A 23,960-nucleotide genomic window follows, 5' to 3' on the forward strand; every position below is an offset into this window, starting at 1 on the left:
CTCAACCAACGCTTTGAACGTTCAAAAGCAGGAACTTGAACCGATTTGAACGTTCAAACCAGTCGCAGTCTGGCACGAACCGGCATGGCGAGGCCAGACCTCCGCGGAAGGGGTTCCGAGGTGCCTCGGGCAACGACGCTCGAACAGGTCGCCGCACGCGCCGGCGTCTCCCGCCAGACGGTGTCCAACGCGCTCAACGCGCCGGGCAAGGTCCGTCCCGACACGCTGCGGCGCGTCCGCGAGGTCATCGACGAGCTGGGATACCGGCCCGACACGAAGGCACGCGGGCTGCGCACCCGGTCCAGCGGCCTGATCGGCTACTGCGTCGCCGAACGGCGCGCCGACTCGGTCAACACGTTCATGGACCGCTACCTGCGGGCCCTGACCGCCGAAGTGGAGTGCACCGGCAGGCACGTCCTGCTGTTCACCGCCGCGCCGGGCGCCGAGGGGCTACCCGTCTACGAGGACCTGCTCGCCCGCAGCGCGGTCGACGCGTTCGTGCTGAGCGACACGCAGGTCGGCGACCCCCGGCACGAATGGCTGGCCGAGCGCGGGGTTCCGTTCGCCTCCTTCGGCCGGACCGGGTCAGCCACCGGCGACCAGCCCGGCCCGTGGGTCGACGTCGACGGCGCTGACGGGACCGCCCAGGCCGTGCGCCATCTGCTCGAACAGGGGCATTCGCGGATCGGGTTCCTCGGCCTGCCCGAAGGCAACCGGGTCGGTGACGACCGCGCCGAGGGATGGCGGCGGGCCTGCGCGGAAGCCGGCGTCGAGACATCCGGCGACCTGGTGATGCGGTGCGCGGACGAGCACCGCGACCGCGGCGAAGCCGCCGAACTGCTCCTGGACCAGCCCGGCAGGCCGACCGCGCTGGTCGCCGCGAACGACGCGCTGGCGCTGGGCGCCTACGCGGCGCTGGCCGCCCGCGGACTGCGGGCCGGAACCGACGTGGCGGTGACGGGATTCGACGACAGCCCCACGGCCTCGGTGCTCGTGCCGGGCCTGACCAGCCTGCGCCAGCCCGTCGAACAGGTCGCGCGGCGGATGGTCGAACTGCTCGACGAGCCGGACGCCGCCGGCGGCGAGCTGCTGTCGCCGGATCTCGTCGTCCGAGGCAGCAGCGACCCGGCCCGCGCGATCGGAGGGCCGCTCTGATGCGACGCGCACTCGCGGCCGCGATGGCCGTCTCCGTCGCGGTTCTTGCCGCCGGCTGCGGCAGCGGCTTCGACGACCCGGTCGAGCAGGATCGCGGACCGGTCACGTTGCAGGTCCTGATCGGGTCCGGCACGACCGCCGAGACCCGCGTGCTGCGGGAGCAGACCGCCCGCTGGGCAGCGCGCACCGGCAACAGGGTCGAGATCGTTCCGGCCGCCGAGCTGGACCAGCAGCTCGGGCAGGCGTTCGCCGGCGGCACCCCGCCCGACCTGTTCTACCTCTCCCCCGACAGCTTCGGCCGCTACGCCGGGAGCGGGAACCTGCACGCCTACGGAGACCGGCTGCGCGGCGCCGCCGACATCTACCCGAACCTGCGGGAGGTGTTCACCCACGACGGCGAGCTCTTCTGCGCCCCCAAGGACTTCTCGACGCTGGCGCTGCTGATCGACACCGACGCGTGGCAGGCCGCCGGCCTCACCGACGCCGACATCCCGAGGGACTGGCGGCAGCTGGCCGACATCGCCCAGCGCCTGACGACTCCGGCTCGCAAGGGATTGGTGTTCGACGACAACAGCGACCGCATCGGGGCGTTCATGCGGCAGGCCGGTGGCTGGTACCTCGACCCGACGGGACGGAAAGCCACAGTGGACAGTCCGGAGAACCTCACGGCACTGCGGTACGTTCAGCAGCTGTTCCGCTCCGGCAGCACCGCGTTCTCCTCGCAGGTGGACGCCGGATGGGGCGGGGAGGCGCTGGGCAGGGGAACCGCGGCGATGGCCATCGACGGGACCTGGGCCGCCGGCGCGCTGGCCGCCGACTACCCCGGCACCCGCTGGCGGTCCGTGGAGCTGCCCAGCGGCCCGGCGGGCAAGGGGACGCTGTCGTTCACCAACTGCTGGGGAATCCCCGAGCGCAGCTCCCGGCAGCGAGCCGCGGAGGGCCTGGCGGACTTCCTGCTCGACGTCCCGCAGCAGCAACAGGTCGGCCGCGAGGTCGGAGTACTGCCGAGCAACCAGCGCGCGGCGCAGGCCACCGAGGCCGACGTGCGGATGCGGGGGTTCACCGCGGGTGCCCCGTACGCGAAGGGCGAGGTGACCGCGCAGGGCTTCGGAGCGGTGGCCGACGACTTCGACGCCAAGCTGCTGGGTCTGGCCCGCGGTGACGACCCGCGGGCGATCCTCGCCGAGGTGCAGCGCAACGCCGAACGAGCACTGGACGGGTGATCCGATGAAGACAGCGACCGTTCCCCGTCCGCCGGCCCGGCACGCGCCCGCCGCCGACCGGGTGTCAGCGGAGGTCAGGCGGGAGAACCGGGCGGGTTGGCTGTTCGTCGCTCCGGCCGTGGTCCTGCTCGTGCTCTTCCTCGTCGTGCCGGCCGTCCTGGCGCTGTACGTGAGCCTGCTGGAGTGGAACGGCACCTACAGCCCGCTGTCCGGCCGGGCCCCGTTCGTGGGTCTGGAGAACTACCGCGAGCTGCTGGCCGAGGACGGGCTCGCCCGCGAGGACTTCATGACCAGCGTGCGCAACACGTTCTACTTCGTGCTGTTCACGGTCCCGGCGCAGACCTTCGTCGCGCTGCTGCTGGCGGTCGTGGTCAACGACCGCGCGCTGCGCGGACGCGGGTTCTTCCGGTCGGTGTTCTACTTCCCGTCGATCACCAGCTCGGTCGCGATCTCGGTCATCTTCCTGTTCCTGTTCTCCGGCTCAGGCGCGGTCAACGCGCTGCTGCGGTCGATCGGCGTCGAGGGGCCGAACTGGTTCACCGACTCCCGCGGGGTGCTGCACCAGCTGCTGGCCGCGGTGGGCGTGCACGACGCCCCGTCGTGGCTGGCGGGCACCGAGCTGGCCGGGCTCTCGCTGTGGGAGTGGCTGGCCGGACCGTCGACGGCCATGCTCACCCTCGTCGCGCTCGTGGTGTGGACGACCTCGGGCACCTACATGCTGATGTTCCTGGCCGCGCTGCAGAACATCCCCGACAACGTCGAGGAGGCCGCGCGGGTCGACGGAGCCGGGTGGTGGCAGCGCTTCGGCGGGGTCACCGTGCCGATGCTGATGCCGACGGTGTTCCTGGTGGCGACGCTGGGGCTGATCAGCACGTGGCAGGTGTTCGATCAGGTCTACGTGATGAGCCAGGGCGATCCCGCCAAGACCACGCTGACCCCGGCGCTGCTGTCCTACCAGCAGTCCTTCGCCGAGGGCGCCTACGGAACGGGAGCGGCGATCGCCTTCCTGCTGTTCCTGCTCATCGTCGTGCTCACCGCAGTGCAACGCGTCGTGCTCCGGGACGGGAGGACCTCTTGACCACGCCCAGCCCGCGGCGCATCGCGACCGCCTTCGGCTACGCCGTGCTGGTGGTCGGTGCCGTGCTTTACCTCGGCCCCTTCGCGATCCAGCTCGCCACGTCGTTCAAGACCGACACCGACGCCGTGGCGCATCCGCTCTCGCTGGTCCCGAGCCCGGTCACCACCGGCAGCTACCAGCGGGTCGCCACCGACCCCACCGTGGACGTCCCGCGATGGCTGGGCAACTCCCTGCTGGTCACCGCGTGCGTGACGACCGGCAGGCTGCTGGTGGACTCGATGGCCGGGTACGCCCTGGCCCGGCTGCGCTGGCGCGGGCGCAGGGCGGTCTTCAGCGGTGTGCTGGTCGTGATGGCGGTGCCCAGCGTGGTGCTGCTGATCCCGAAGTTCCTCCTGCTGCGGCAGCTGAGCATGTACGACTCCTACTCCGGAATGATCCTGCCGCTGCTGGCCGACGCGATGGGCATCTTCCTGATGAAGCAGGCGTTCGAGCAGGTCCCCGCCGAGGTCGAGGAGTCGGCGAAGGTCGACGGCGCCGGTGTCGTCCGCCGGTGGTGGAGCGTCGTGCTGCCGATGGTGCGTCCGGCGCTGATCACGCTGGCGATCCTGGCCTTCCAGTCCTCGTGGAACGAGTTCGCCCACTTCCTGGTCGCCACTTCCGGCGCGCGGTACGAGACGCTGACCGTCGGCCTGGCGAGGCTGGTCAGCGGTGCGCTGGGCGAGGGCCAGCAGCTGCCGTTGAAGCTGACCATCGCGATGGTGGCCACGGTGCCGGTCGCGGTCGTCTTCCTGTTCAGCCAGCGCTACCTGGTGCGCGGCCAGACGTCCGGCGCGGTGAAGGGTTAGCGTAACCCGGCCCATCCGGCTCGCGGTCGGGTGCGCGGCACCCCGTGCGAACACCCGGGCGAGGCGCTACGCGTCCGCGGTGCCGATGTCGCCCGGACGGGTGTTCATCGGGCTCGCCCGACCGCTCGCGTAACCCTGGGGAACACGAGAAAGGACTGATCGGATGACCCCCGGCCATGATCGTGTTGATAACTGGGCCCCGGACCCCAACAGTGTTTGGAATGTCGGGCCGAGCGGCGACCAGAGCGGGGGACCGATATGCGGGTCGCAACGACGTGGCATCTCATCAGTGCAACCGCGCTCTCCTGCGTGCTGGCTTCGTGCGCCGGGCCCGAGGTGCCCGCGGCGTCGGTGACGACCTCGATACCGCACGGCGCAACCCACGTCGCCCCCAGCGGGCCGCTCGTCGTCACCGCGCACCAGGGCACGCTCGGCACGGTCACCGTGACCACCGACAAGATGGCCCCGGTGCCAGGCGCGATGGCCCCCGACGGCCGCAACTGGACCACGACCGAACCGCTGGCCTTCGGCACGACCTACCGCGTGCACGCCGTGGCTCACAACGCCGAGCGCGTCCCGTCGGTCCCGCTGAACTCGACGTTCAGCACGGTCGTCCCGAAGGAGGAGCTCACCGTCGACAGGACGCGGCCGTCCGACGGTGACACCGTCGGGGTGGCCATGCCGGTGTCGATCTACTTCAGCAGGCCGGTGGCGGACCGGGCCGCCGTCGAGAGCCGCCTGTCGGTCGAGCCGTCGGTGCCGACCGAGGGCTCGTTCCACTGGATGAGCGACGAACAGGTCAACTGGCGCCCCAAGGAGTTCTGGAAGCCCGGGACCAGCGTCCGCGTGCGCGCGCGGATCTACGGCGTCGACGCGGGCGGCGGCGTCATGGGAACGGCCGACCACGAGAGTGGCTTCGTCATCGGACGCGACCAGCGCGCGGTCGGGGACGTCAACCGGCACGTGGTGACCGTCTTCCAGGACGGCCGGCAGATCCGCGAGCTCCCGGCCTCCTTCGGCAGGAAGGTCTACCCCACCCAGTCGGGCGTCCACGTGGCCTTCGAGAAGCACACCTCCACGCGGATGCGCTCGGACACCTGGGGAGGCCCGCGCAAGGGCGAGCCGGGCTACTACGACGAGGTCCTGCCGCACGCGGTGCGGATCTCGAACAACGGTGAATTCGTGCACGTCAACGCCGCGACGGTGGGCCAGCAGGGCAGGGCCAACGTCTCGCACGGCTGCATCAACCTCTCCCCTGCCAACGGCAAGTGGTTCTTCGACTTCGTCCAGATCGGAGACCCGGTGGAGATCGTCGGGTCGGACCGCCCGCTGACACCGCAGGACGGGGACATCCCCGACTGGACGATCCCCTACGACGACTACATCAAGGGAAGCGCGCTCTACCAACCGCGCTGACGCCCGCAGCCCTGGACCCGGCCGCGGCGCGGCGGCCGAGGACGGGCGGCGATCCCGCACGGCCTTCGCTTTCGACGGAGGCGGACGCGGCGCGCCGCCACGCCGACTGTGATCGAGAACGAACAACATCACGCATCAAATGAGCACCGCAGCCGGACAACTACGACATTAGTGTTGAAGTCTGATTGAAATTGATCGAGTTCGTTGACATCTGACGAAAAGGGATCGTCAATTGACATCGCGTCGGCCCGGGGACCCACCGCTCGTGCGTCCGGCCGGCGCTCTGGCGCCAGCGTCCGCTGGCGCGGTCCCCTTCGAGAAGGGTGTCCGACACCGATGTCACCAGCACCGACGACTCGACGGCGAACGATCCGAGGCTTCCTGACCACCGCGGTCGCGGCAGCGATGCTGTTGGCCACCGCGGCCGTACCCTCCACGGCGCAGCCGGCCGCAGGCCCGAAGCCCGCCGAGCCGCGCATGACGACCCCGTGGACCCACGAGGTCTCTCCGGACAACGCCCTGCCGGAGTACCCCCGGCCGCAGCTGACCCGCCCGAAGTGGCAGAACCTCAACGGCACCTGGGAGTTCGCCGGTGCCGAGGCCGGCCAGGCCCCACCCTTCGGGCAGCGCCTGCCGGAACGCATCCTGGTGCCCTACCCGACCGAATCGGCGCTTTCCGGCATCCAGCGCCACGAAGACCGCATGTGGTACCGGCGGACCTTCACCGTGCCACCGGACTGGCACGTCGGCCGGGGCAACTCGCTGAAGATCAATTTCGGCGCCGTGGACCACCAGGCCGTGGTGTGGGTGAACGGCAAGCAGGTCGCCACCCACCGCGGCGGCTACGGCGCCTTCTCCGCCGACGTCACCGGCGCGCTGAAGCCGTCGGGCGAGCAGGAGATCGTCGTCGGCGTCGAGGACCGCACGGACGCCACCTGGCAGCCCGTCGGCAAGCAGCGCCTGGTTCCCGACCGCGGCATCTTCTACGAGGGCGCGTCCGGCATCTGGCAGACGGTCTGGATGGAGCCGGTGGCGACGCGCGGCCACGCCGAGGTGCTGGACATGGTGCCCGACATCGACACCTCCACCCTCGGGCTGACGGTGCGCCCCGGCGGCGCCCCCGGGCTGCGGGCCGAGGTCACCGTCAGGGACGGCGGCAGGGTCGTCAGCCGGACGCAGGGCATCGCGGGCCGCAGGATCGACGTGCCGGTGCCCGACGCCAAGCTGTGGTCGCCCGACTCGCCGTTCCTCTACGACCTCGACGTCGTGCTCACCGACCGCGGGCGGCCGGTGGACCGGGTGTCGTCCTACTTCGGCATGCGCGAGATCGGCATGGCGCCGGGAGCCGACGGCAAGCAGCGGATCACGCTCAACGGCAAGATCCTCTTCCTGATGTCCACACTGGACCAGGGATACTGGCCCGACGGCATCTACACCGCTCCCACCGACGAAGCGCTGCGGTTCGACCTGGAGCAGCACAAGAGGCTCGGTTTCAACACCGTGCGCAAGCACATCAAGACCGAACCCGACACGTGGTACCGCCACGCCGACGAGCTCGGTCTGCTGGTCTGGCAGGACATGCCGTCGATGCGCACCGGCGACGAACGGCCGCCCGCCGACGCGCAGCGCCAGTTCGAGTCCGAACTGCACGAACTGGTGGAGCAGAAGAAGAACTGGACGTCGGTCATCGGCTGGGTGCCGTTCAACGAGGGCTGGGGTGAGTGGTCCCGCGAGGCCACCGGCCGCATCGCGGAGGACGTCAAGCGCCAGGACCCCACCCGGCTGGTCAACGGGCACAGCGGGGTCAACTGCTGCGCCTCTCTCGGCGACTCCGGCAAGGGCGACGTCATCGACTGGCACCAGTACGTCGGTCCGGCCACGCCCTCCCCGGAAGCTGACCGGGTTTCCATCGACGGCGAGCACGGCGGGTTCGGCCTGGAGGTCGACGGGCACATGTGGTTCGGCGAAGGCCACGCCTACGAGATGACCCCGGACGAGCAGACCCTCACCAGGCGCTACGTGGAGAACCAGCGCGACGTGCTCACCGCGGCGCAGCGCTGCGGGATCAGCGGTGCGATCTACACCCAGATCACCGACGTCGAGCACGAGGTCAACGGGTTCTTCACCTACGACCGCCAAGTCGAGAAGATGGACTTCGCGCGGGTCCGCGCCATCAACGACGAGATCGTGCGCAGCGCCGACGGCAGCGGCGGCCCCGCACCGGCCCCGGGAACGCCGGGCCTGCAGGGCGTGCACGGCTACCAGTTCGACGAGGGCACCGGATCGACCGCGGCCGACTCGGTCGGTTCCGCCGACGCCGCGCTGACCGGCACCGAGTGGGTGCCCGGAGTCGACGGTGGCGGGCTTTCCTTCGCCGGAGCGGGACAGGCCGACACCCGGCAGCCGCTGATCGACACCGCGGGCAGCTACTCGGTCTCGGCGTGGGCCAAGCTCGACGAGGCCACCGGGGCGTTCCAGACGGTCGTCAGCCAGGACGGCGGCACCAACAGCGCCTTCTTCCTGCAGTACTCCGGAGCCGACCAGCGCTGGGCGATGAGCTTCGTCGGGCTGCGCGCGCTGTCGCCGGAGAAGCCCGAACCCGGCCGCTGGTACCACCTGACCGGTGTGCGCAACGCCGCGGACGGCACCGTCTCGCTCTACGTCGACGGCCGGCTCGCGGGCACGGAGAACGCCTGCGTCGCGGCGGAATCCACCGGGAGCACGGTGATCGGGCGGGGCCAGTACGGCGGCGCGCAGGTCGACTTCCTGCGCGGTGACGTCGACGACGTCCGCGTCTTCGACCGCGCTCTGTCCCAGGAGGAGGTCGCCGCACTGGCCAACCGCGACTGACGCACCATCGGAGAACGCCCGGGAGCGCCGGGTCCGCGCACGAACGCGCGGACCCGGCGCTCTGCCGCGCTCACGAGCCGTCAGCCGGTGAGCGCAGGACTTCCAATACGTTCAAGGTATTGGTTGATGTCCAATTGGTTTTGGACCGGCATCGCCGGGCCGCCCTAATGTCCTGGTCACCGCGCAGTGCTCCGCGGCGACCGGAGGACAACGATGTCTGACAACACAACGGCTTCCAGCGGCGGGCAGACGGCGGCCCCGGCCACCACCGGCCGTCGCGTGCCGACCCGCTACCTGGTCCTGGCGCTGATCTTCATCATCACCGCGCTCAACTACGCCGACCGCAGCAGCCTGTCCATCACGGGCACCAGCCTGCAGGAGGACCTCGGCTTCAGCAGCGTCCAGCTCGGCTACATCTTCTCGGCGTTCAGCTGGGCCTACGTCGCCGGCCAGATCCCGGGCGGAATCCTGCTCGACCGGTTCGGCGCGCGCCGCGTCTACGCCCTGAGCCTCGGGTTGTGGACCCTGGTGACCGCCGCGATCAGCCTGGTCGGGCTGATCACCACCCCCGTGCTGGTGGCCGTGTCCGTGATCTTCGTGCTCAGGCTCCTGCTGGGCGTCTTCGAGTCGCCCGCCTTCCCGGCGAACGCGCGCATCGCCACGGCGTGGTTCCCCACCGCCGAGCGCGGCCGCGCGACGGCGGTGTTCAACTCCGCCCAGTACTTCGCCACCGCCCTGTTCGCGCCGGTGATGGGCTGGGTCACGCACCAGTTCGGCTGGCGCTGGGTGTTCGTCCTGCTCGGCGTGCTCGGCGTGGTGCTGGCCGTGGTGTGGCTGCGGTGGATGGACTCGCCGCGGCACCACCCGCGCGTCACGCCCGCCGAGCTGGAGACGATCAGAGCGGGAGGCGGACTGGTCGACCTGGACGCGCCCAAGACCGGCACTCCTGATTCGCCGAAGCAGCAGCGCACCCGCCTCGACCGCCGGACCATCGCGAAGATCTTCTCCACCCGCGCGCTGTGGGGCGTCTACATCTCGCAGTACGCCGTGAACGCGCTGACCTACTTCTTCATCACCTGGTTCCCGGTCTACCTCGTGCAGGGCCGCGGGCTCTCGCTGCTGGAAGTCGGGTTCGTCGCGGCGCTGCCCGCGTTGTGCGGCTTCGCGGGCGGCCTTGCCGGCGGCTTCTTCTCCGACGCCATGCTGCGCCGTGGGTACTCGCTCACCGCGGCCCGCAAGGTGCCGTCGGTCATCGGCATGGGACTGGCGACCAGCATCGCGCTCTGCAGCCTCACCGACAGCAGCCCGCTGATCGTCGCGATCATGACGCTGGCCTTCTTCGGCAAGGGGCTCGGCTCGCTCGGCTGGGCGATCACCACCGACATCGCGCCGCCGCAGGCCACCAGCTTCGTCGGGTCGACGATGAACGCGTTCGGCAACGTGGCGGGCATCGTGACACCGATCGTCATCGGCTACACCGTGCAGGCGACCGGTTCGTTCGACACCGCGCTGTGGTTCGTCGCCGCGCACGGCCTGCTGTCACTGGTCGGACTCGCCGCGATGGGCACGATCAGGCGCATCCAGTTCGACGAGCCGTGACTTCCCTCCCGCACAACCGAATCCCGGAACGGAGAACGACCATGACCACCGCCGGATCAGCCACTTCGGACCGGATCACCGGAGTCAAGATCTCCTCGGTGACGCTGCCGCTGCCCACCGCCATCAGCGACGCCAAGGTGCTCACCGGGCGGCAGAAGCCGATGACCGAGGTGGCGATGCTGTTCGCCGAGATCACCACCGAAGGCGGGCTGGAAGGCGTCGGCTTCAGCTACTCCAAGCGCGCGGGCGGTCCGGGCCAGTACGCGCACGCCCGCGAGATCGCGCCGGTGCTGCTCGGCGAGGATCCCAGCGACATCGCCAAGATCTGGGACAAGCTCGTCTGGGCGGGGGCGTCGGTGGGCCGCAGCGGGTTGTCGGTGCAGGCGATCGCCGCCTTCGACGTCGCGTTGTGGGATCTGAAGGCCAAGCGCGCCGGTCTGCCGCTGGCGAAGCTACTCGGCGCCCACCGCGACTCGGTGCGCTGCTACAACACCTCGGGCGGCTTCCTGCACGCGCCCGTCGGGGAAGTCCTCGACCGCGCGGCGGAGTCGGTGGACAACGGCATCGGCGGGATCAAGATCAAGGTCGGCCATCCCGACAACGCCACCGACCTCGCGCGTGTGCGCGCCGTGCGCGAGAAGATCGGTGACGGCGTGGCCCTGATGGTCGACGCCAACCAGCAGTGGGACCGGCCCACCGCGCGACGCATGTGCCGAGCCCTGGAACCGCTGGACCTGGTGTGGATCGAGGAACCGCTCGACGCCTACGACTTCGAGGGCCACGCCGTGCTCGCGTCGCACTTCGACACCCCCATCGCGACCGGGGAGATGCTGACCAGCGTCGCCGAGCACACCGAGCTCATCCGCGCGGGCGGCGCCGACATCGTGCAGCCCGACGCCCCGCGCGTCGGTGGCATCACCCAGTTCCTCAAGGTGATGGCGCTGGCCGACAGCCGGAATCTGCAACTGGCACCGCACTTCGCCATGGAGATCCACATCCACCTGGCCGCCGCCTACGCCCGCGAGCCGTGGGTGGAGCACTTCGAGTGGCTGGACCCGCTCTTCGACGAGCACCTGAAGATCTCCGGCGGCCTGATGCACATCTCGCCGCGCCCGGGCCTCGGCGTGACCATCAGCGACCAGGCCCGCGCCTGGACCGTCGCGGAGCAGGAGTTCCACGCCTGAGCTCCCGCATCCGCACCGCCACGCGAGGTGAGTCGAAGGATTCAGGTCCGCTGACGTGAGGTGGCGGCCAGCGACCCGAGCAGGGCGAGCGCGCGGCTGCTCTCCGACGCCGGTTCGGCGTGGTAGACCACGAGTTCCTGGCCCGGGCTGGACCGGACGTCGAAGGTCTGCATGGTCAGGGTCAGCGGTCCGACGGCGCGGTGGTCGAAGCGCTTGCGCTCCAGCGCCTTGCCCCGGGCGTCGTGGGCGGTCCACAGCTCGGCGAACTCGGGGCTCTGGTCGAGCATTTCGGCGAGCACCTGACGCACGCGGGGATCGTCGGGCGCCTCGCCGTGGCAGAGCCGGAACCCCGCGACGGTGTTGCGCGCGACGTCGTTCCAGTCCCGGTAGAACGTTCGCGCGACCGGGTCGGTGAACACGACGTGCATCAGGTTGCGCGATTGGGTCCAGTCTTGGAAGAGCGCGTCCGCGATCGCGTTCGACGCCAGCACGTCGTAGGCCCGGTTGTAGACGATGGCCGGGTTGTCCGGCCAGGCATCCATCAGCTCCAGCAGGCTCGGGTCGACGCGGTCGCGGACGACGGCGGGCCGGGCGCGCGGGCTGAGCCCGGCCAGCCGGAACAGGTGCTGACGGCCGTCCTCGTCGAGCCGTAGCGCGGCCGCGAGAGCGTCGACCACCTGGGCCGACGGACTGCGTTCCCGGCCTTGTTCGAGGCGGACGTAGTAGTCGACGCTGAGCCCCGCGAGCAGCGCCACCTCCTCACGGCGCAGACCCGGCACCCGGCGGTGACCGGTGCTGGGGAGGTTCACCTCGCCCGGGCCGAGCCGGGCTCGCCGTGCGCGGAGGTAGTCGCCGAGGTCCGAGCGCATCACACCCCGATCGTAGGTGTGCGGGCGCCGGTCTTCGTGGGTGCGGCGCTCCCATGAAGACGGCGCCCTCGTACGGGACGCCCGGCCGGGCCAGCGTGGTCGGCATGCACATGAACCACGAAGCAGCCGGCGCCCCCATCACCGGAAAGGTCGTCCTCGTCACCGGAGCCAGCAGCGGGATCGGCGAGGCGATCGCCGCACGCTCGGCCGGTGCAGGGCACCAGGTCGTCGCAGGCGCCCGGCGAACCGACCGCCTGCGGGAGCTCGCGGAACGCACCGAGCAGGCCACCGCCGCCTCGGGCGGCGGCATCCACCCGGTGCGTCTCGACGTCACCGACCGCGACGACGTCGCCGCCTTCGTCGAGACCGCCCGCGAACGGTTCGGGCGCGTCGACGTCCTCGTCAGCAACGCCGGGGTCATGCCGTTGTCGCGACTGGACTCCCTGCTGGTGGACGAGTGGGACCGGATGATCGACGTGAACGTGCGCGGACTGCTGCACGGGATCGCCGCCGCGCTGCCCCACTTCACCGCGCAAGGCGGGGGCCACTTCGTCACGATCGCAAGCATCGGCGCCCACCAGGTCGTGCCGACCAGCGCCGTGTACTCCGGCACCAAGTACGCCGCCTGGGCGATCACCGAGGGACTGCGCCAGGAGGCCGACCCCTCGATCCGGGTCACCACCGTCTCCCCCGGCGTCGTCACCTCCGAGCTCGCGGACTCCATCACCGACCCGGGGGCGGCGGAGGCGATGCACGCCTACCGCAGGCACGCGATCGCGCCCGAGGCCATCGCCGAAGCCGTTTCCTACGCCCTCGACCAGCCGGACGACGTCGACGTCAACGAGATCGTCGTGCGTCCGGCCCGCCAGCGCTGACCACGCGGGGGAACCCGTGACCACCACCATCCCCGCTTCCTGGGACCTCACCGGCCGGGTCGCCGTCGTCACCGGCGCCGCACGCGGAATCGGCCGGGCCACCGCCACGCTGCTGCGCGAGCGCGGCGCCCGGCTGGTCGTGACCGACCGTCGCGAGGCCGTCGGGGAGCTCGCGGCGGACGACGTTGCGGTGCTCGTCGGCGACGTCGCCGACGAGGACGTCGCACGAGCCACCACGCGACTGGCCACCCAGCGGTTCGGGCGGTTCGACATCCTCGTCAACAACGCGGGCCGCACCCTGAACAAGCCGATCACCGAAACCAGCGTCGAGGACTTCGACGAGATCATGCGGGTCAACGCCCGCGGCAAATTCGTGCAGGCGCGCGAAGCCTTCCGCGCCATGGAGGCCGCGGGCGGCGGTGCGATCGTCTCGATCGCGTCCGTCTCGTCGGTCGTGGCCTTCCACACCCAGACCGCGTATGCCGCGTCGAAAGGTGCCCTGGCGCAGATCACGCGCGTGCTCGCGATCGAGGGCGGCCCCAAGGGCATCCGTTCCAACGTCGTGCTCCCGGGCGTCGTCGACACCGACATCATGGAGGGCGTCGTCGACAACGGGCGCGAGATGCTCGCCTCTTTCGGCGGCGCGCATCCGATCGGCCGGATCGGCCGGCCCGAGGAGGTCGCCGAAGCCGTCGCCTTCCTCGTCTGCGACGCCTCCACGTTCGTGACCGGCGCGTAAATCGCGGTCGACGGCGGATGGACCGCCCAGTGATCGGTGCCCGGTTCCCCGCGGTAGCGCGCTGACCGGCGGGCCCGCGGTGGCCCGCCGGGCGGCGGGGTCAGTCCGACGCTGCGGAGCGCTGCGTGGTGCCGATGGCGGCGCGGAGGCGGTTGCGGGCGCCGAGGAGGTGGGCGCGCAGGTTCGTCAGCGCCTCCTCCTCGAGGCCGCCGCGGGCCAGGCGCAGCAGGTCGGCGTGGGCTTCGGCGGCCGGGTGCAGGTCGACGTCCTGGGCGTTGGTCACGTCCAGCACCACGGCGATCGTCGGCAGGTACTGCTCCCACACCGACCGCAACCGCCGGTGCCCGGACAGCCGGTAGAACTCCGTGTGGAACTCCAGGTCGGCGCGGGCGAAGGTCTGCACGTCCCGGCGCTGCGCGGCGGTGTTCATCTCGTCCACGCACTGCTGGGCGCGGTCCCAGCCGTCCTGCTCGGCCCGCCGGATCGCCAACGACATCGCGAGGGTCTCCAGCGACTCCCGCAGCATGTACAGCTCGTCGACGTCGTCCTCGGTGAGCCCGGTGACGAACACGCCGCGCCGCCGCGACTCCAGCAGGCCCTCGGCCTCCAGCTGCCGGTAGGCGTCGCGGATCGGGCCGCGGCTGACGTCGAACTGCTCGGCGAGCACGTCCTCGACCAGCCGGGTGCCGCGCGGCAGCTCCCCGCCGATGATGCGGACCCGCAGCTCGTGCGCGACCCGGTCGCCCAGCGACCGCTGCACCAGGGACGGGAAGCTCAAGATCAACTCCTAGGCTCGGGCTGCGGCGCCGCCCCGCCGGTGGATCTTGGCAGGGCGGCCACCAGGTTAGCGCGCGTTCTCGGCCACCAGGTCCTTGATCAGCGCCTCGGTCTCGGCATCCGGGTCGGCCACGGTCATCCGGGACTCCCCCGCGGGCAGCCCGCGCAGCCGCTGCGCGCACTTGATCCGCCCGATGCTCGGCCCGAGCGCGGCCACCACTCGGTCGACGCGCTGCTGGACCTCACCGGTGTCGCGTCCGGCCCGGATCGCTTCGGCCAGCTCCAGGAACGGTTCCGGGAGCGCCGCGGAGCATCCGGAGACGGTTCCCACGCCGCCGGCGGCGAGGACGTCGGCCAGCGCGCGGTCGTTGCCGGAATACACCTCGAAGCCCTGCGGCGCCACCGCGACGTGCTCCCGCACCTGACCGGACGCCGCGCCGCTGAGCTTGACGCCGGCGAACCCGTGCGCGGTGGCCAGCTCGGCGCACAGTTCCGGCGACACCTCCAGCCCCGTGCGCTCCGGGAACAGGTACGCGTAGATCTCCGCGTCCCCGGCGGCCTCCCGGACGCTGCCGAAGTAGGCGTGCAGCTCCTCGGGCGTCGCGGGCAGGTAGTACGGCGTCAGGGCGGCCAGCCGTCGTGCGCCCGCGCGCACCGACGCCCGGGTCAGCAGCGCGGCGTTGTGGGCGTCCGCCGCGCCGACGTGCGCGATGACGCCCTCCGCACCGGCGATCTCCAGCGCGACGTCCAGCAGCGACATGCGTTCGCCGATGGTCAGCGCCGGGAACTCGCCGGTGGTGCCGCCGACGAGCAGTTGCCCGGTGTGCTGCCCCGCGAACCCGTAGAGCTGCCTGGCCGCCGCCAGGTCGAGGTCGCCGTCGGGCTGGAAGGGCGTGGTCACCGCGGTGATGACCGTGCGCTGGCCGCTCATGCGGGTCCTTTCGTCCGGATCGGTACGACCCCAGCATACTTCGTTAACGGTCTTTCGTTAACGGTTGACTGAGGCAGGGTTTCCGCCGAGACTGTGCCGACCAGCGCCGCGTGACCTCCGCCGCGCTCCCCGACGAAGAGGAGCAGGCCCGCATGGGCGAGCACATCGTCAGCCTCTACCACCTGAACGACATCACCGAGGCGGAGCTGCGCAAGCACCTGCCCGACCACCCCGACCTGCGGATCACCGAGATCGGACCGGACGCCGACCCCGCGGACCGCCACGCCGAGCTCGCCACCGCCACGATCGTGCTGGCCCCGCTGGAGAAGGAACGCCGGATCGACGCGGCCCTGCTCGACGCGATGCCGAACTGCCGGCTGATCCAGTCGGTCGCGGTCGGGTTCGACGGCGTCGACCACGTGGCCGCCGCCGAGCGCGGTATCCCGGTGGCGAACCTGCCGGGTTTCAACGCCGACGCGGTCGCCGACTGGACAGTGGGCGCGATGCTGTACCTGCTGCGCCACTACGCGGCCGGACATCGCAAGGTCGAGCAGGGCGGCTGGGGACCGGAAGGACTGCGCGGCCGCGATCTCAGCGCGCTGACGGTCGCGATCCTCGGCTTCGGCAACATCGGCCGCGCGGTCGCCCGCCGGCTCGACGGCTTCGGCGCGGAGATCGTCGTGCACGACCCCTTCCCGTCGGAACCCGGCCGCCAGTACGTGGCGCTGGAGGAAGCCGTGGCGCGGGCCGACGTGCTGAGCCTGCACATGCCGCTCAACGACGCCACCCGCGGAATCCTCGGCGACGAGTCGCTGGCGACCATGCCTCCGGGCGCGTACGTGGTCAACGCCGGGCGGGGCGGTGTGATCGACGAGCCCGCACTGGCCCGCGCGCTGGACTCCGGCCACCTCGCCGGTGCCGCGCTCGACGTCTTCGCCGAGGAACCGCTGCCCGCGGACTCGCCGCTGCGCGGCCGGGACGACGTGCTGCTCACCCCGCACACCGCCGGGGTCACCTGGGAGGCCTACCACAATCTGCGGAACCGCCTGTTCGACAAGCTCGCGGCGGTGCTGGCCGGCAAGTCCCCTGCGGACATCGTCAACGGCGTCCAACCGCGCTGATCCCCGAAAGGAACAACCTGATGGCCACCCTGTCCCGGTCAGAGCCGACCGGTACCCCGGCCCCGCGTCGCGGGATCGGCAAGCTGCGGTACGCGATGCTGGGCGTGCTGTTCGCCGGCATCGCGATCAACTACGTCGACCGCGCCACGATCAGCGTCGCGATGCCGTTCATGAGCGAGGAGATGGGGATCTCCGACGCGGTCGGCGGCGTGATCCTCTCGGCGTTCTTCTGGACCTACGCCGCGGGGCAGATGCCCGGCGGTTTCCTCGCCGACAAGCTCGGTCCGCGCAAGATGCTCCTGGTCGCCAGCCTGTGCTGGGGCCTGTCGACGATGGCGATGGGCCTGGCGTGGGGTGTGGTGTCCCTGGTGGTGCTGCGGCTGGTGCTGGGCGTCGGCGAGTCGCCCGCCTTCCCGGCCAGCGCCCAGGTGGTGTCGCGCTGGTTCCCCCGCTCCGAACGCAGCTTCGCCGCCGCCACCTTCAACAACGGCAACCCGGTCGGCGCGACGCTTTCGGTGCCGCTGGTGGCGTTGACGATCGCGACGCTCGGCTGGCGGTGGGCCTTCGTGCTGGCCGGGGCCCTCGGCGTGGTGTGGGCGTTGGTGTGGTGGAAGGTCTACCGCGAGCCGCGCGAGCACCCGAAGATCACCGCCGCCGAGCTGGCGCACATCGAGGAGGGTCAGGAGGAGCCGACCGCGGCCGGCGCGCCGGTGCGCTGGGCGCAGCTGTTCCGGTTCCGCGCGGTGTGGGCGATGATGATCGGCTTCTTCTGCGTCAACTTCGTCGCCTACTTCTTCATCACCTGGTTCCCGACCTACCTGGTCAAGACCTACGGGCTCAGCCTGCTGAAGTTCGGCTTCTACGGGATGGTCCCCGGCATCGCCTCGATGCTCGGCGGCTGGTGCGGCGGCCTGTTTTCCGACTACCTGGTCCGGCGCGGCACCTCGCTCACGGTGGCCCGCAAGATCCCGCTGGTCGGCGGGCTGCTGGGCACCTCGGTGATCGCGCTGGCGGTGTTCTCGCCGTCGGTGGAGATGGCGCTGGCGGCGCTGTCGGCGTCGTACTTCTGCAGCACCTTCGCCGCGGCCAGCGTGTGGGCGCTGCCCGCCGACTTCGCCCCGACGCCGGGCCAGGTCGGTTCGCTGGCGGGCATCCAGAACACCGCGGCGAACATCGCCGGGATCATCTCGCCGATCCTCATCGGCGTGCTCACCGGCATGACCAGCTCGTTCGTCCTGCCCCTGCTGATCGCGGGCGGCGTGGCCCTCACCGGCGCGGCGGTCTACGCGTTCGTGCTGCCCCCGGTGCGCCGGCTGGGCGTGCGGTGACGCGGCAGCGGCCCGCGACCCACCCGGTCGTGGGCCGCTGCGCAGGAGCACGCGGTGAACACCTACCGGATCACGCCACGGGAACCGGCTTTTCGGCTTCCCGCTCCGCTCGGGCCGGTTCGGGCGCCGGCCCGAACAACGGGTCCTCGCGCACTTCGCGCCACAGCGAGTAGGCGAGGCAGACCATCAGAACGACGAACGGCGCCGCAGTGATGATCACGGTCTGCTGGAGCGCCTCCAGCCCACCGGCGACCAGGAGCACGATGGCGGTCACGCCGGTGAGCCCACCCCACAGGGCCAGCACCGCTGCCCGGGGCTTCGTCTCGCCGTCCGAGGACAACATGCTCAGCACGAAGGTGTTCGCATCGGCGCCGGAGACGAAGAACAGCAGGACCAGCACCATGGCGACAGAGGAGGTCGCGGTCGGCCAGGGGAAGGCTTCGAGCATTGCGAAGATGGCGTTGTTCGAGTCCTGGGCAGCGGCTCCGGCCACGTGCCCACCGCGGAAAGCGTCCTGGAAGATCGCGGAGCCGCCGAAGACGCTGAACCACAGGAAGAAAACCGCACTGGGCACGCCGATGACGGCGACGACGAACTCGCGGATCGTGCGGCCGCGCGAGATGCGGGCCAGGAACACCCCGACGAAAGCGCCCCACGAGATCCACCACGCCAGCATGAAGTAGGTCCAGTTCTGCATCCACGCCAGCTCGCCAGAGCTCCCGGTTCGCAGGCTCATCGGCACGAAGTCACCGACGTAGCGGCCGATGGACTCGACGAACAGGTTGAGCACGAAGGCCGACGGTCCGGCGATCAGCACGAAGGCGAACAACAACCCGGCCAGCCCCATGCTGCTCTCGCTCAGGAACCGGATTCCCTTGTGCAGACCGGTGATCGCCGAGATGGTGAACAGGATCGTGACCACGGCGATGACGAGCACCTGGGTTCCGGTTCCCGCCGGCATCCCGAACACCCGGCTGAGCCCGCCGTTGATCTGCAGCGCACCGAGTCCCAGCGACGTGGTGGTCCCGAACAGCGTCGCGAAGATCGCCAGCACGTCGACGGCCTTGCCGACCGGGCCGTCGACCCGCCTGCCCAGAACGGGACGCAGCATCGGGCTGACCAGTCCCTTGCGGCCCTTGCGGTGGGTGGAGTAGCCGAGCGCGATGCCGAACACCGCGAAGATCGCCCACGCGTGCAGGCCCCAGTCGAAGAACGAGTACTGCAAGGCGACCACGGCCGCGTGCCTGCTGCCCGGCTGCGCCAGGCCGTGCGGCGGCTCGGCGAAGTGGTTGATCGGCTCGGACACCCCGTAGGACACCAGGCCGATGCCCATCACCGCCGCCAGGATCATCGCCAGCCAGCTGACCGTGCCGAACTCCGGGCGGTCGGTGTCGGCGCCGAGGCGGATCCGGCCGAACCTGCTGGCCGCCAGCACGATCAGGAAGCCCAGCACGCCCAGACTCGATACCAGGTACACCCAGCCGAACTCACCGGTGACCCGGTTCAGTGCGGCGGAGGTGACCGCGTTGAGGTTCTCGGTGAACAGCGTCGCCCACAGCACGAACAGGCCGCAGAGCGTGACCGACGCGTAGAAGACGCTGCCCAGCGGCGGTGAGGTGGTATGTCGCCGGGTGGTGGCGGTGGCTCGTGCCATGGTTCGACTCCAGGTTCGGACGTGGTGGGTTCCCGGTGCGGCGCCAGGCAGGACGCGTTGCGCCGCCTGCCGGGAACCGGGATCGGGGAGCCGAGGTCATGCCGTTACACGGGCACGTCGGCGGGGTGGCTGGATTCTGCTCCTGACGGGGTTCCGGAACCGGGTCGGCGCTCGCCGACCGGATCGCAACGAACCCCGAGGTCACGCAGGATGCCGACGACGGGCATCGCGTCGTGCTGCGTGCGGCCCGTCTCGGCCGCGGAGTACGCGGCCCCGGATCGTACCCTTGGGCAGATCACGACGACGCGCCCGTGGGGGCCCTGCCGTCGCGGCGGTCACCACGACAAGTGCGCGTCGGATACGGCGCCGCCCGTCTGAGAAGCGCACGGCGTGGTGGAGCCGGTGCGAAGGGGAAGTCGTATTCGCACCTCCGCTGCTTTCGGAACCGGAGTGCGGCACATGCGAAAAGCCCCCGAGCGCGTGGTGAACGCACTCGAGGGCCAGTTGTGGTTCTGCGTCAGGCGAGGTGTTCGATGACCGCCGCCACGACCTCATCGGTGCCGACGGTACCGCCCACGTCCCGGGTCAGGACTCCCGATGCCGTGGTGCGCTCGATGGCCTTGTGCACCCGGGCCGCCTCGTCGGCCAGTCCGAAGTGGTCGAGCATCAGCGCGGCGCTGCCGATGGCGCCGATCGGGTTGGCCAGGCCCTGGCCCGCGATGTCGGGTGCCGATCCGTGGACGGGCTCGAACATCGACGGGAACCGGCGCTCCGGGTTGAGGTTCGCGCTGGCGGCGAGCCCGAGGCTGCCGGCGAGCGCGGAGCCGAGGTCGGAGAGGATGTCGGCGTTGAGGTTGGAGGCCACGACGACCGAGAGGTCTTCGGGGTGCAGCACGAACTTCGCCGACATCGCGTCGACGAGCACGCTCTCGGTCTCCACGTCGGGGTAGTCCCCGGCGACGCGGGCGAAGACCTCGTCCCACAACACCATCCCGTACTGCTGGGCGTTGCTCTTGGTCACCGACGAGACCTTCCTGCGCGACCGGGTGCGGGCCAGGTCGAAGGCGAAGCGGATGATCCGCTCGCAGCCCCGCTCGGTGAACAGCGCGGTCTGCAGGGCGACCTCGTTGCCCGGACCGCGGCCGGAGAGGTTGCGCCCGCCCAGACCGGCGTACTCCCCCTCGCTGTTCTCGCGGACCACGACCCAGTCCAGCGCGGTGTCGTCGGCCTTGCGCAGCGGGGAGGTGACGCCGGGGTGGAAGTGGACCGGCCGCACGTTGGCCCACTGGTCGAAGTTCTGGCAGATCCGCAGCCGCAGCCCCCACAGGCTGACGTGGTCGGGGACGGAGGGCCAGCCGACGGCGCCGAAGTAGACGGCGTCGAACTTCTCGAGTGCCTTCAGGCCGTCCTCGTCCATCATGCGGCCGGTCTTCTCGTAGTAGCCGCAGCCCCACGGGAACTCCGTCCAGTCGAAGGCGAGGGCCCCGCCGGAGGACCGGGCCAGCGCGTCGAGAACGGCACGTCCGGCGGCGACGACCTCGGCGCCCACGCCGTCGGCCGGGATGGCGGCGATCCTGAACGTGCGCGGTGCTGACATCGGGTCACTCCCTGGTGGGTTCGGCTCTCCTCACCCCGAGTGAAGACCCGCGGGAACCGGGCGTCCAACACGCGCTTCCGATCCGGTCCATAGGTTGTGGCTATCCCGGCTGTTCGAGGTGGTCGACCGGCGTGTAGGAGCGGGCCACGTCGAGGAAGGCGCGCGCGGCCGGTGTCAGCGGGGCGGACCGGCTGATCAAGGCGACGTGCAGCTGGGCCGGAGGGTCGATGCGGACCGCGCGGGCCCCGGCCCGGCGGGCCAGCGGCGCCCACGCCGCGGGCAGGACCGCCAGCCCGACCCCCTGCGTCACCAGCGGGAGGATCGAGGTGCGGTGCGCGACCTCCGCCACGATCTCCAGGTCCGCGCCGGAGGCGAGCACCTCGTCGACGATCCGGCGCATCAGGCTGCCGGGAGGCGAGACGATCAACCGAGCGCCCGCCAGCGCCGTGCGCGGCACGGGGTTCCCCGCGGGGAACTCCACGTCGCTCGCGCCGACGAGGACGAAGTCCTGGGACTCCAGCGGCATGACGTCGACGCCCGGGGCCTGCACGCTGCCGGGTGCGCCGACCAGGCCGAGCTCGCACACGCCCTCGCGGACCTTGCGCACGACCTCCTCGGGGGTGAAGGCGGCGTCGGCGCCGACCGTCACGCCGGGATGCCGCCGGGTGAACAGGCGGGTCAGCGTGCCGAGGGGCTCGATGCCCGGCGAGGGCATCGTCACCAGCTCGACCCGGCCGCGCCGCACGCCCTTCAGCGAGTCCATCGTCGCGCGGGCCGTGCGCAGGTCGCGAAGGACCTGGCGGGCCGGTGCGATCAGCTCCCTGCCCGCGTCGCTGAGCACCGCACCGCGGCCGATGCGGTGGAAGAGCCGGACGCCGAGCTCGCGTTCCAGGCCGGCGATGGCCTGCGACAGCGAGGGCTGGGCGATGTGCAGCTCCTGCGCCGCGCGCCCGAAGCCGTCGTGGTCGACGATCGCGAGGAAGTACTCAAGTCGGCGTGCGTCCATCGTCGGTCTGCCTCCGGTACGGGCGGGCTTGGATCAGCCCAGGTAGGCCGCCATTCATAAGGCGAACCTATCGCTCATGGGCGCCGCCCGCGCCACGGTGGGCCTGGCGCTGCCCACTGGCTACAAGCGTCAACCTCGACGGCGCCGCGAGCGTGGCCGGTGGCGGCTTCATCGCCCTGACCGCTTCGGCGCAGTCCGCGCCGGGTCATCATGCTGATCTTCGGCGTCGACGAGTTCATGTCCGAGTGCCGCGCGCTGGTCAACTTCTACGACAGCGCCGTGGCGACCCTGGCGATCCCGAAGTGGGACGAGGCCGTGGACATCGACCGCGCCAGGCGGGCCCTCGCCGACCGGATCTCCCCGGGGCGCTCGGCCGCCGTCACCTCGAGGGATGCGAGCCGCTCGACTCCGCCTTCTTCGCCTTGACGCGGGCCACTTCCCTGCGGTGGTCGGCCTGGGTGGCGCGTTCCCGCTCCAGCCACTCGGGGCCGTCTTCCTTCAGCGCGTTGATCTCGTCCGTGGTGAGGGGTTCGGTGATCCCGCCGCGCGTGAGACCGCCGATGGACACACCCAGCCTCGCCGCGACGACCTGCCTCGGGTGGGGTCCGTTGCGGCGCAGCTCCCGCAGCCACTCCGGCGGGTCGGCCTGCAAGGCGTTCAGCTCGTCGCGGGAGACCACGCCCTCCTGGAACTCCGCGGGGGTGGCTTCCAGGTACACGTTGAGCTTCTTCGCCGCGGTCGCGGGCTTCATCGTCTGGGAGGTCTTCTGCGACGTCATGCCGTAGAGGGTATCGACCGGGGTGCGCGCTACCTGCGGTGACGCCCGGTAACCTGGCCCGGTGGCCGGCTCGGACGAATCCCCCTCCTTCACCCTCGCCTACGTCGCGGGGGTGACCCCCGGCAAGTGGGTGCGGAAGTGGAACGAGCGGCTGCCCGAGGTCCCGCTGAACCTCCTCCAGGTGTCGGCCGCCGAAGCCGCCGACGTGGTGCGGGAGCGCGAAGCCGACGCGGTGCTGCTCCGCTTCCCTGCCGACCGGACGGGCCTGCACGCGATCCCCCTCTACACCGAGACGACCGTCGTGGTGGTCCCGAAGGACCACTTGGTCGCCGCGGCCGACGAGGTGTCGCCCGACGACCTGGCCGACGACGTCGTGCTGCACCCCCTCGACGACACCCTCGACTGGGAGCAGCCGCCCGGACGGCCGGCGGTCGAACGCCCCGCCACCACCGGGGACGCCATCGAACTGGTCGCTGCCGGAGTGGGCCTGCTCGTGGTCCCGCAGTCGCTCGCCCGGCTGCACCACCGCCGGGACCTCACCTACCGGCCGGTCACCGGGACCCCGCAGTCTCGGGTCGCGCTGTCGTGGCTGGAGGACGAGACCACCGACCTCGTGGAGCAGTTCATCGGCATCGTCCGGGGGCGGACCGTCAACAGCACCCGCGGGAGTCAGCCGACCCAAGCAGCGGCGAAGCGCAAGCGCCCCGAAGGGGAGGGCAAGAAGCCCGCCCGCAAACCGGCCGGCAGGAAGCACCAACCAGGCCGCGGTGGTCCCAAGGGCGGCAACCGCGGGAAGCCGCGCCGCCGCTCGTAGCGACCGGCGTACGAGGTTCCGATCGCCGGGCAGATGGCGACGCCCCGGTCCGGCACCGTTCGGAGGGTCCTTTGGACTCTTCCGCCGTCGGAGCCCCGAGCTGGACGCTTCTCCTAGCCAT

21 protein-coding genes are annotated in these 23,960 nt (G+C 71.0%); 14 read left to right on the forward strand and 7 right to left on the reverse strand.

Annotation, left to right across the window (positions count from 1 at the left end; all coding sequences use genetic code 11):
* Nucleotides 1-120: 120 nt before the first annotated feature.
* The 8 genes from HUO13_RS25145 to HUO13_RS25180 all read left to right on the forward strand — a co-directional run bounded on the left by HUO13_RS25145 (nt 121) and on the right by HUO13_RS25180 (nt 11,350).
* On the forward strand, nt 121-1,155 hold the full coding sequence (locus tag HUO13_RS25145; protein WP_211897525.1) for a LacI family DNA-binding transcriptional regulator: 1,035 nt from the start codon (nt 121-123) through the stop codon (nt 1,153-1,155).
* A complete protein-coding gene (locus HUO13_RS25150) occupies nt 1,155-2,378 on the forward strand; it encodes a sugar ABC transporter substrate-binding protein (protein WP_211897526.1) in 1,224 nt (407 codons plus the stop codon). Before HUO13_RS25145 ends, HUO13_RS25150 begins: the two co-directional genes overlap by 1 nt.
* A gap of 4 nt (nt 2,379-2,382) precedes the next feature.
* Nucleotides 2,383-3,456 carry a carbohydrate ABC transporter permease gene (locus HUO13_RS25155; protein ID WP_249124028.1) on the forward strand — a complete coding sequence of 358 codons (1,074 nt, stop codon included), beginning with the start codon at nt 2,383-2,385 and terminating at the stop codon, nt 3,454-3,456.
* Nucleotides 3,453-4,301: a carbohydrate ABC transporter permease gene (locus HUO13_RS25160; protein ID WP_211897527.1), complete on the forward strand. Its 849-nt coding sequence runs from the start codon at nt 3,453-3,455 to the stop codon at nt 4,299-4,301. Before HUO13_RS25155 ends, HUO13_RS25160 begins: the two co-directional genes overlap by 4 nt.
* Before the next feature lie 309 nt (nt 4,302-4,610).
* Nucleotides 4,611-5,717 (forward strand): L,D-transpeptidase, encoded by a 1,107-nt coding sequence (locus HUO13_RS25165; protein ID WP_249124029.1) that lies wholly within the window; start codon nt 4,611-4,613, stop codon nt 5,715-5,717.
* A gap of 336 nt (nt 5,718-6,053) precedes the next feature.
* Nucleotides 6,054-8,567, forward strand: a complete 2,514-nt coding sequence (locus HUO13_RS25170) for a LamG-like jellyroll fold domain-containing protein (protein ID WP_432757770.1) — start codon at nt 6,054-6,056, stop codon at nt 8,565-8,567.
* A 213-nt stretch (nt 8,568-8,780) separates the two neighbouring features.
* Nucleotides 8,781-10,166 (forward strand): MFS transporter, encoded by a 1,386-nt coding sequence (locus HUO13_RS25175; protein WP_249124030.1) that lies wholly within the window; start codon nt 8,781-8,783, stop codon nt 10,164-10,166.
* Nucleotides 10,167-10,207: 41 nt separating this feature from the next.
* Nucleotides 10,208-11,350 carry an L-talarate/galactarate dehydratase gene (locus HUO13_RS25180; RefSeq protein ID WP_211897530.1) on the forward strand — a complete coding sequence of 381 codons (1,143 nt, stop codon included), beginning with the start codon at nt 10,208-10,210 and terminating at the stop codon, nt 11,348-11,350.
* A 41-nt stretch (nt 11,351-11,391) separates the two neighbouring features.
* Here HUO13_RS25180 and HUO13_RS25185 read toward each other — a convergent pair whose 3' ends face one another.
* Nucleotides 11,392-12,219 carry a helix-turn-helix transcriptional regulator gene (locus HUO13_RS25185; RefSeq protein WP_211903131.1) on the reverse strand — a complete coding sequence of 276 codons (828 nt, stop codon included), beginning with the start codon at nt 12,217-12,219 and terminating at the stop codon, nt 11,392-11,394.
* Nucleotides 12,220-12,329: 110 nt separating this feature from the next.
* Between HUO13_RS25185 and HUO13_RS25190 the strand changes: the two genes are divergently transcribed.
* The gene (locus HUO13_RS25190) at nt 12,330-13,094 is read left to right on the forward strand and encodes an SDR family oxidoreductase (protein ID WP_211903132.1); all 765 of its coding nucleotides are present in this window, start codon (nt 12,330-12,332) and stop codon (nt 13,092-13,094) included.
* Between the two features lie 16 nt (nt 13,095-13,110).
* Entirely contained in the window at nt 13,111-13,833 is a 723-nt protein-coding gene (locus HUO13_RS25195) for an SDR family NAD(P)-dependent oxidoreductase (protein WP_211897531.1), read from the forward strand.
* 100 nt (nt 13,834-13,933) lie between these two features.
* Here HUO13_RS25195 and HUO13_RS25200 read toward each other — a convergent pair whose 3' ends face one another.
* On the reverse strand, nt 13,934-14,611 hold the full coding sequence (locus HUO13_RS25200) for a GntR family transcriptional regulator (protein ID WP_211897532.1): 678 nt from the start codon (nt 14,609-14,611) through the stop codon (nt 13,934-13,936).
* A 66-nt stretch (nt 14,612-14,677) separates the two neighbouring features.
* The gene (locus HUO13_RS25205) at nt 14,678-15,541 is read right to left on the reverse strand and encodes a dihydrodipicolinate synthase family protein (RefSeq protein ID WP_211897533.1); all 864 of its coding nucleotides are present in this window, start codon (nt 15,539-15,541) and stop codon (nt 14,678-14,680) included.
* Between the two features lie 110 nt (nt 15,542-15,651).
* Here HUO13_RS25205 and HUO13_RS25210 point away from each other — a divergent pair, with 110 nt between their 5' ends.
* Together HUO13_RS25210 and HUO13_RS25215 are read left to right on the forward strand one after the other, a co-directional pair.
* A complete protein-coding gene (locus HUO13_RS25210; RefSeq protein ID WP_249124031.1) occupies nt 15,652-16,662 on the forward strand; it encodes a 2-hydroxyacid dehydrogenase in 1,011 nt (336 codons plus the stop codon).
* Nucleotides 16,663-16,682: 20 nt separating this feature from the next.
* Nucleotides 16,683-17,990, forward strand: coding sequence for an MFS transporter (locus tag HUO13_RS25215; protein WP_211897534.1), 1,308 nt, complete (start codon nt 16,683-16,685; stop codon nt 17,988-17,990).
* Between the two features lie 70 nt (nt 17,991-18,060).
* Here HUO13_RS25215 and HUO13_RS25220 read toward each other — a convergent pair whose 3' ends face one another.
* From HUO13_RS25220 to HUO13_RS25230, 3 genes are all read right to left on the reverse strand, one after another.
* Nucleotides 18,061-19,644: a BCCT family transporter gene (locus tag HUO13_RS25220; RefSeq protein ID WP_211897535.1), complete on the reverse strand. Its 1,584-nt coding sequence runs from the start codon at nt 19,642-19,644 to the stop codon at nt 18,061-18,063.
* A gap of 517 nt (nt 19,645-20,161) precedes the next feature.
* On the reverse strand, nt 20,162-21,241 hold the full coding sequence (locus HUO13_RS25225) for a tartrate dehydrogenase (protein WP_211897536.1): 1,080 nt from the start codon (nt 21,239-21,241) through the stop codon (nt 20,162-20,164).
* A 100-nt stretch (nt 21,242-21,341) separates the two neighbouring features.
* Nucleotides 21,342-22,247 carry a LysR family transcriptional regulator gene (locus tag HUO13_RS25230; RefSeq protein ID WP_211897537.1) on the reverse strand — a complete coding sequence of 302 codons (906 nt, stop codon included), beginning with the start codon at nt 22,245-22,247 and terminating at the stop codon, nt 21,342-21,344.
* A gap of 210 nt (nt 22,248-22,457) precedes the next feature.
* On the opposite strand from HUO13_RS25230, the gene HUO13_RS25235 reads away from it, so the two are divergent.
* Complete coding sequence (locus HUO13_RS25235) at nt 22,458-22,673, forward strand: hypothetical protein (RefSeq protein WP_211897538.1); 216 nt, start codon at nt 22,458-22,460, stop codon at nt 22,671-22,673.
* On the opposite strand, the gene HUO13_RS25240 is transcribed toward HUO13_RS25235, so the two are convergent.
* Nucleotides 22,627-23,025, reverse strand: a complete 399-nt coding sequence (locus tag HUO13_RS25240) for a DUF5997 family protein (protein WP_211897539.1) — start codon at nt 23,023-23,025, stop codon at nt 22,627-22,629. The genes HUO13_RS25235 and HUO13_RS25240 overlap by 47 nt on opposite strands.
* 61 nt (nt 23,026-23,086) lie before the next feature.
* On the opposite strand from HUO13_RS25240, the gene HUO13_RS25245 reads away from it, so the two are divergent.
* A complete protein-coding gene (locus HUO13_RS25245) occupies nt 23,087-23,839 on the forward strand; it encodes a LysR family substrate-binding domain-containing protein (protein WP_211897540.1) in 753 nt (250 codons plus the stop codon).
* Nucleotides 23,840-23,960: the final 121 nt, after the last annotated feature.

Source organism: Saccharopolyspora erythraea (assembly GCF_018141105.1).
Lineage (GTDB): Bacteria > Actinomycetota > Actinomycetes > Mycobacteriales > Pseudonocardiaceae > Saccharopolyspora_D > Saccharopolyspora_D erythraea_A.

Bases quoted from the DNA above. Each gene is read 5' to 3' on its own strand.
- HUO13_RS25230 (WP_211897537.1), bottom strand. From the start codon at position 22,247: ATGGACGCACGCCGACTTGAGTACTTCCTCGCGATCGTCGACCACGAC.
- HUO13_RS25240 (WP_211897539.1), bottom strand. From the start codon at position 23,025: ATGACGTCGCAGAAGACCTCCCAGACGATGAAGCCCGCGACCGCGGCG.
- HUO13_RS25235 (WP_211897538.1), top strand. From the start codon at position 22,458: ATGCTGATCTTCGGCGTCGACGAGTTCATGTCCGAGTGCCGCGCGCTG.
- HUO13_RS25150 (WP_211897526.1), top strand. From the start codon at position 1,155: ATGCGACGCGCACTCGCGGCCGCGATGGCCGTCTCCGTCGCGGTTCTT.
- HUO13_RS25220 (WP_211897535.1), bottom strand. From the start codon at position 19,644: ATGGCACGAGCCACCGCCACCACCCGGCGACATACCACCTCACCGCCG.
- HUO13_RS25180 (WP_211897530.1), top strand. From the start codon at position 10,208: ATGACCACCGCCGGATCAGCCACTTCGGACCGGATCACCGGAGTCAAG.
- HUO13_RS25155 (WP_249124028.1), top strand. From the start codon at position 2,383: ATGAAGACAGCGACCGTTCCCCGTCCGCCGGCCCGGCACGCGCCCGCC.
- HUO13_RS25205 (WP_211897533.1), bottom strand. From the start codon at position 15,541: ATGAGCGGCCAGCGCACGGTCATCACCGCGGTGACCACGCCCTTCCAG.
- HUO13_RS25190 (WP_211903132.1), top strand. From the start codon at position 12,330: ATGAACCACGAAGCAGCCGGCGCCCCCATCACCGGAAAGGTCGTCCTC.
- HUO13_RS25215 (WP_211897534.1), top strand. From the start codon at position 16,683: ATGGCCACCCTGTCCCGGTCAGAGCCGACCGGTACCCCGGCCCCGCGT.
- HUO13_RS25170 (WP_432757770.1), top strand. From the start codon at position 6,054: ATGTCACCAGCACCGACGACTCGACGGCGAACGATCCGAGGCTTCCTG.
- HUO13_RS25175 (WP_249124030.1), top strand. From the start codon at position 8,781: ATGTCTGACAACACAACGGCTTCCAGCGGCGGGCAGACGGCGGCCCCG.
- HUO13_RS25225 (WP_211897536.1), bottom strand. From the start codon at position 21,241: ATGTCAGCACCGCGCACGTTCAGGATCGCCGCCATCCCGGCCGACGGC.
- HUO13_RS25185 (WP_211903131.1), bottom strand. From the start codon at position 12,219: ATGCGCTCGGACCTCGGCGACTACCTCCGCGCACGGCGAGCCCGGCTC.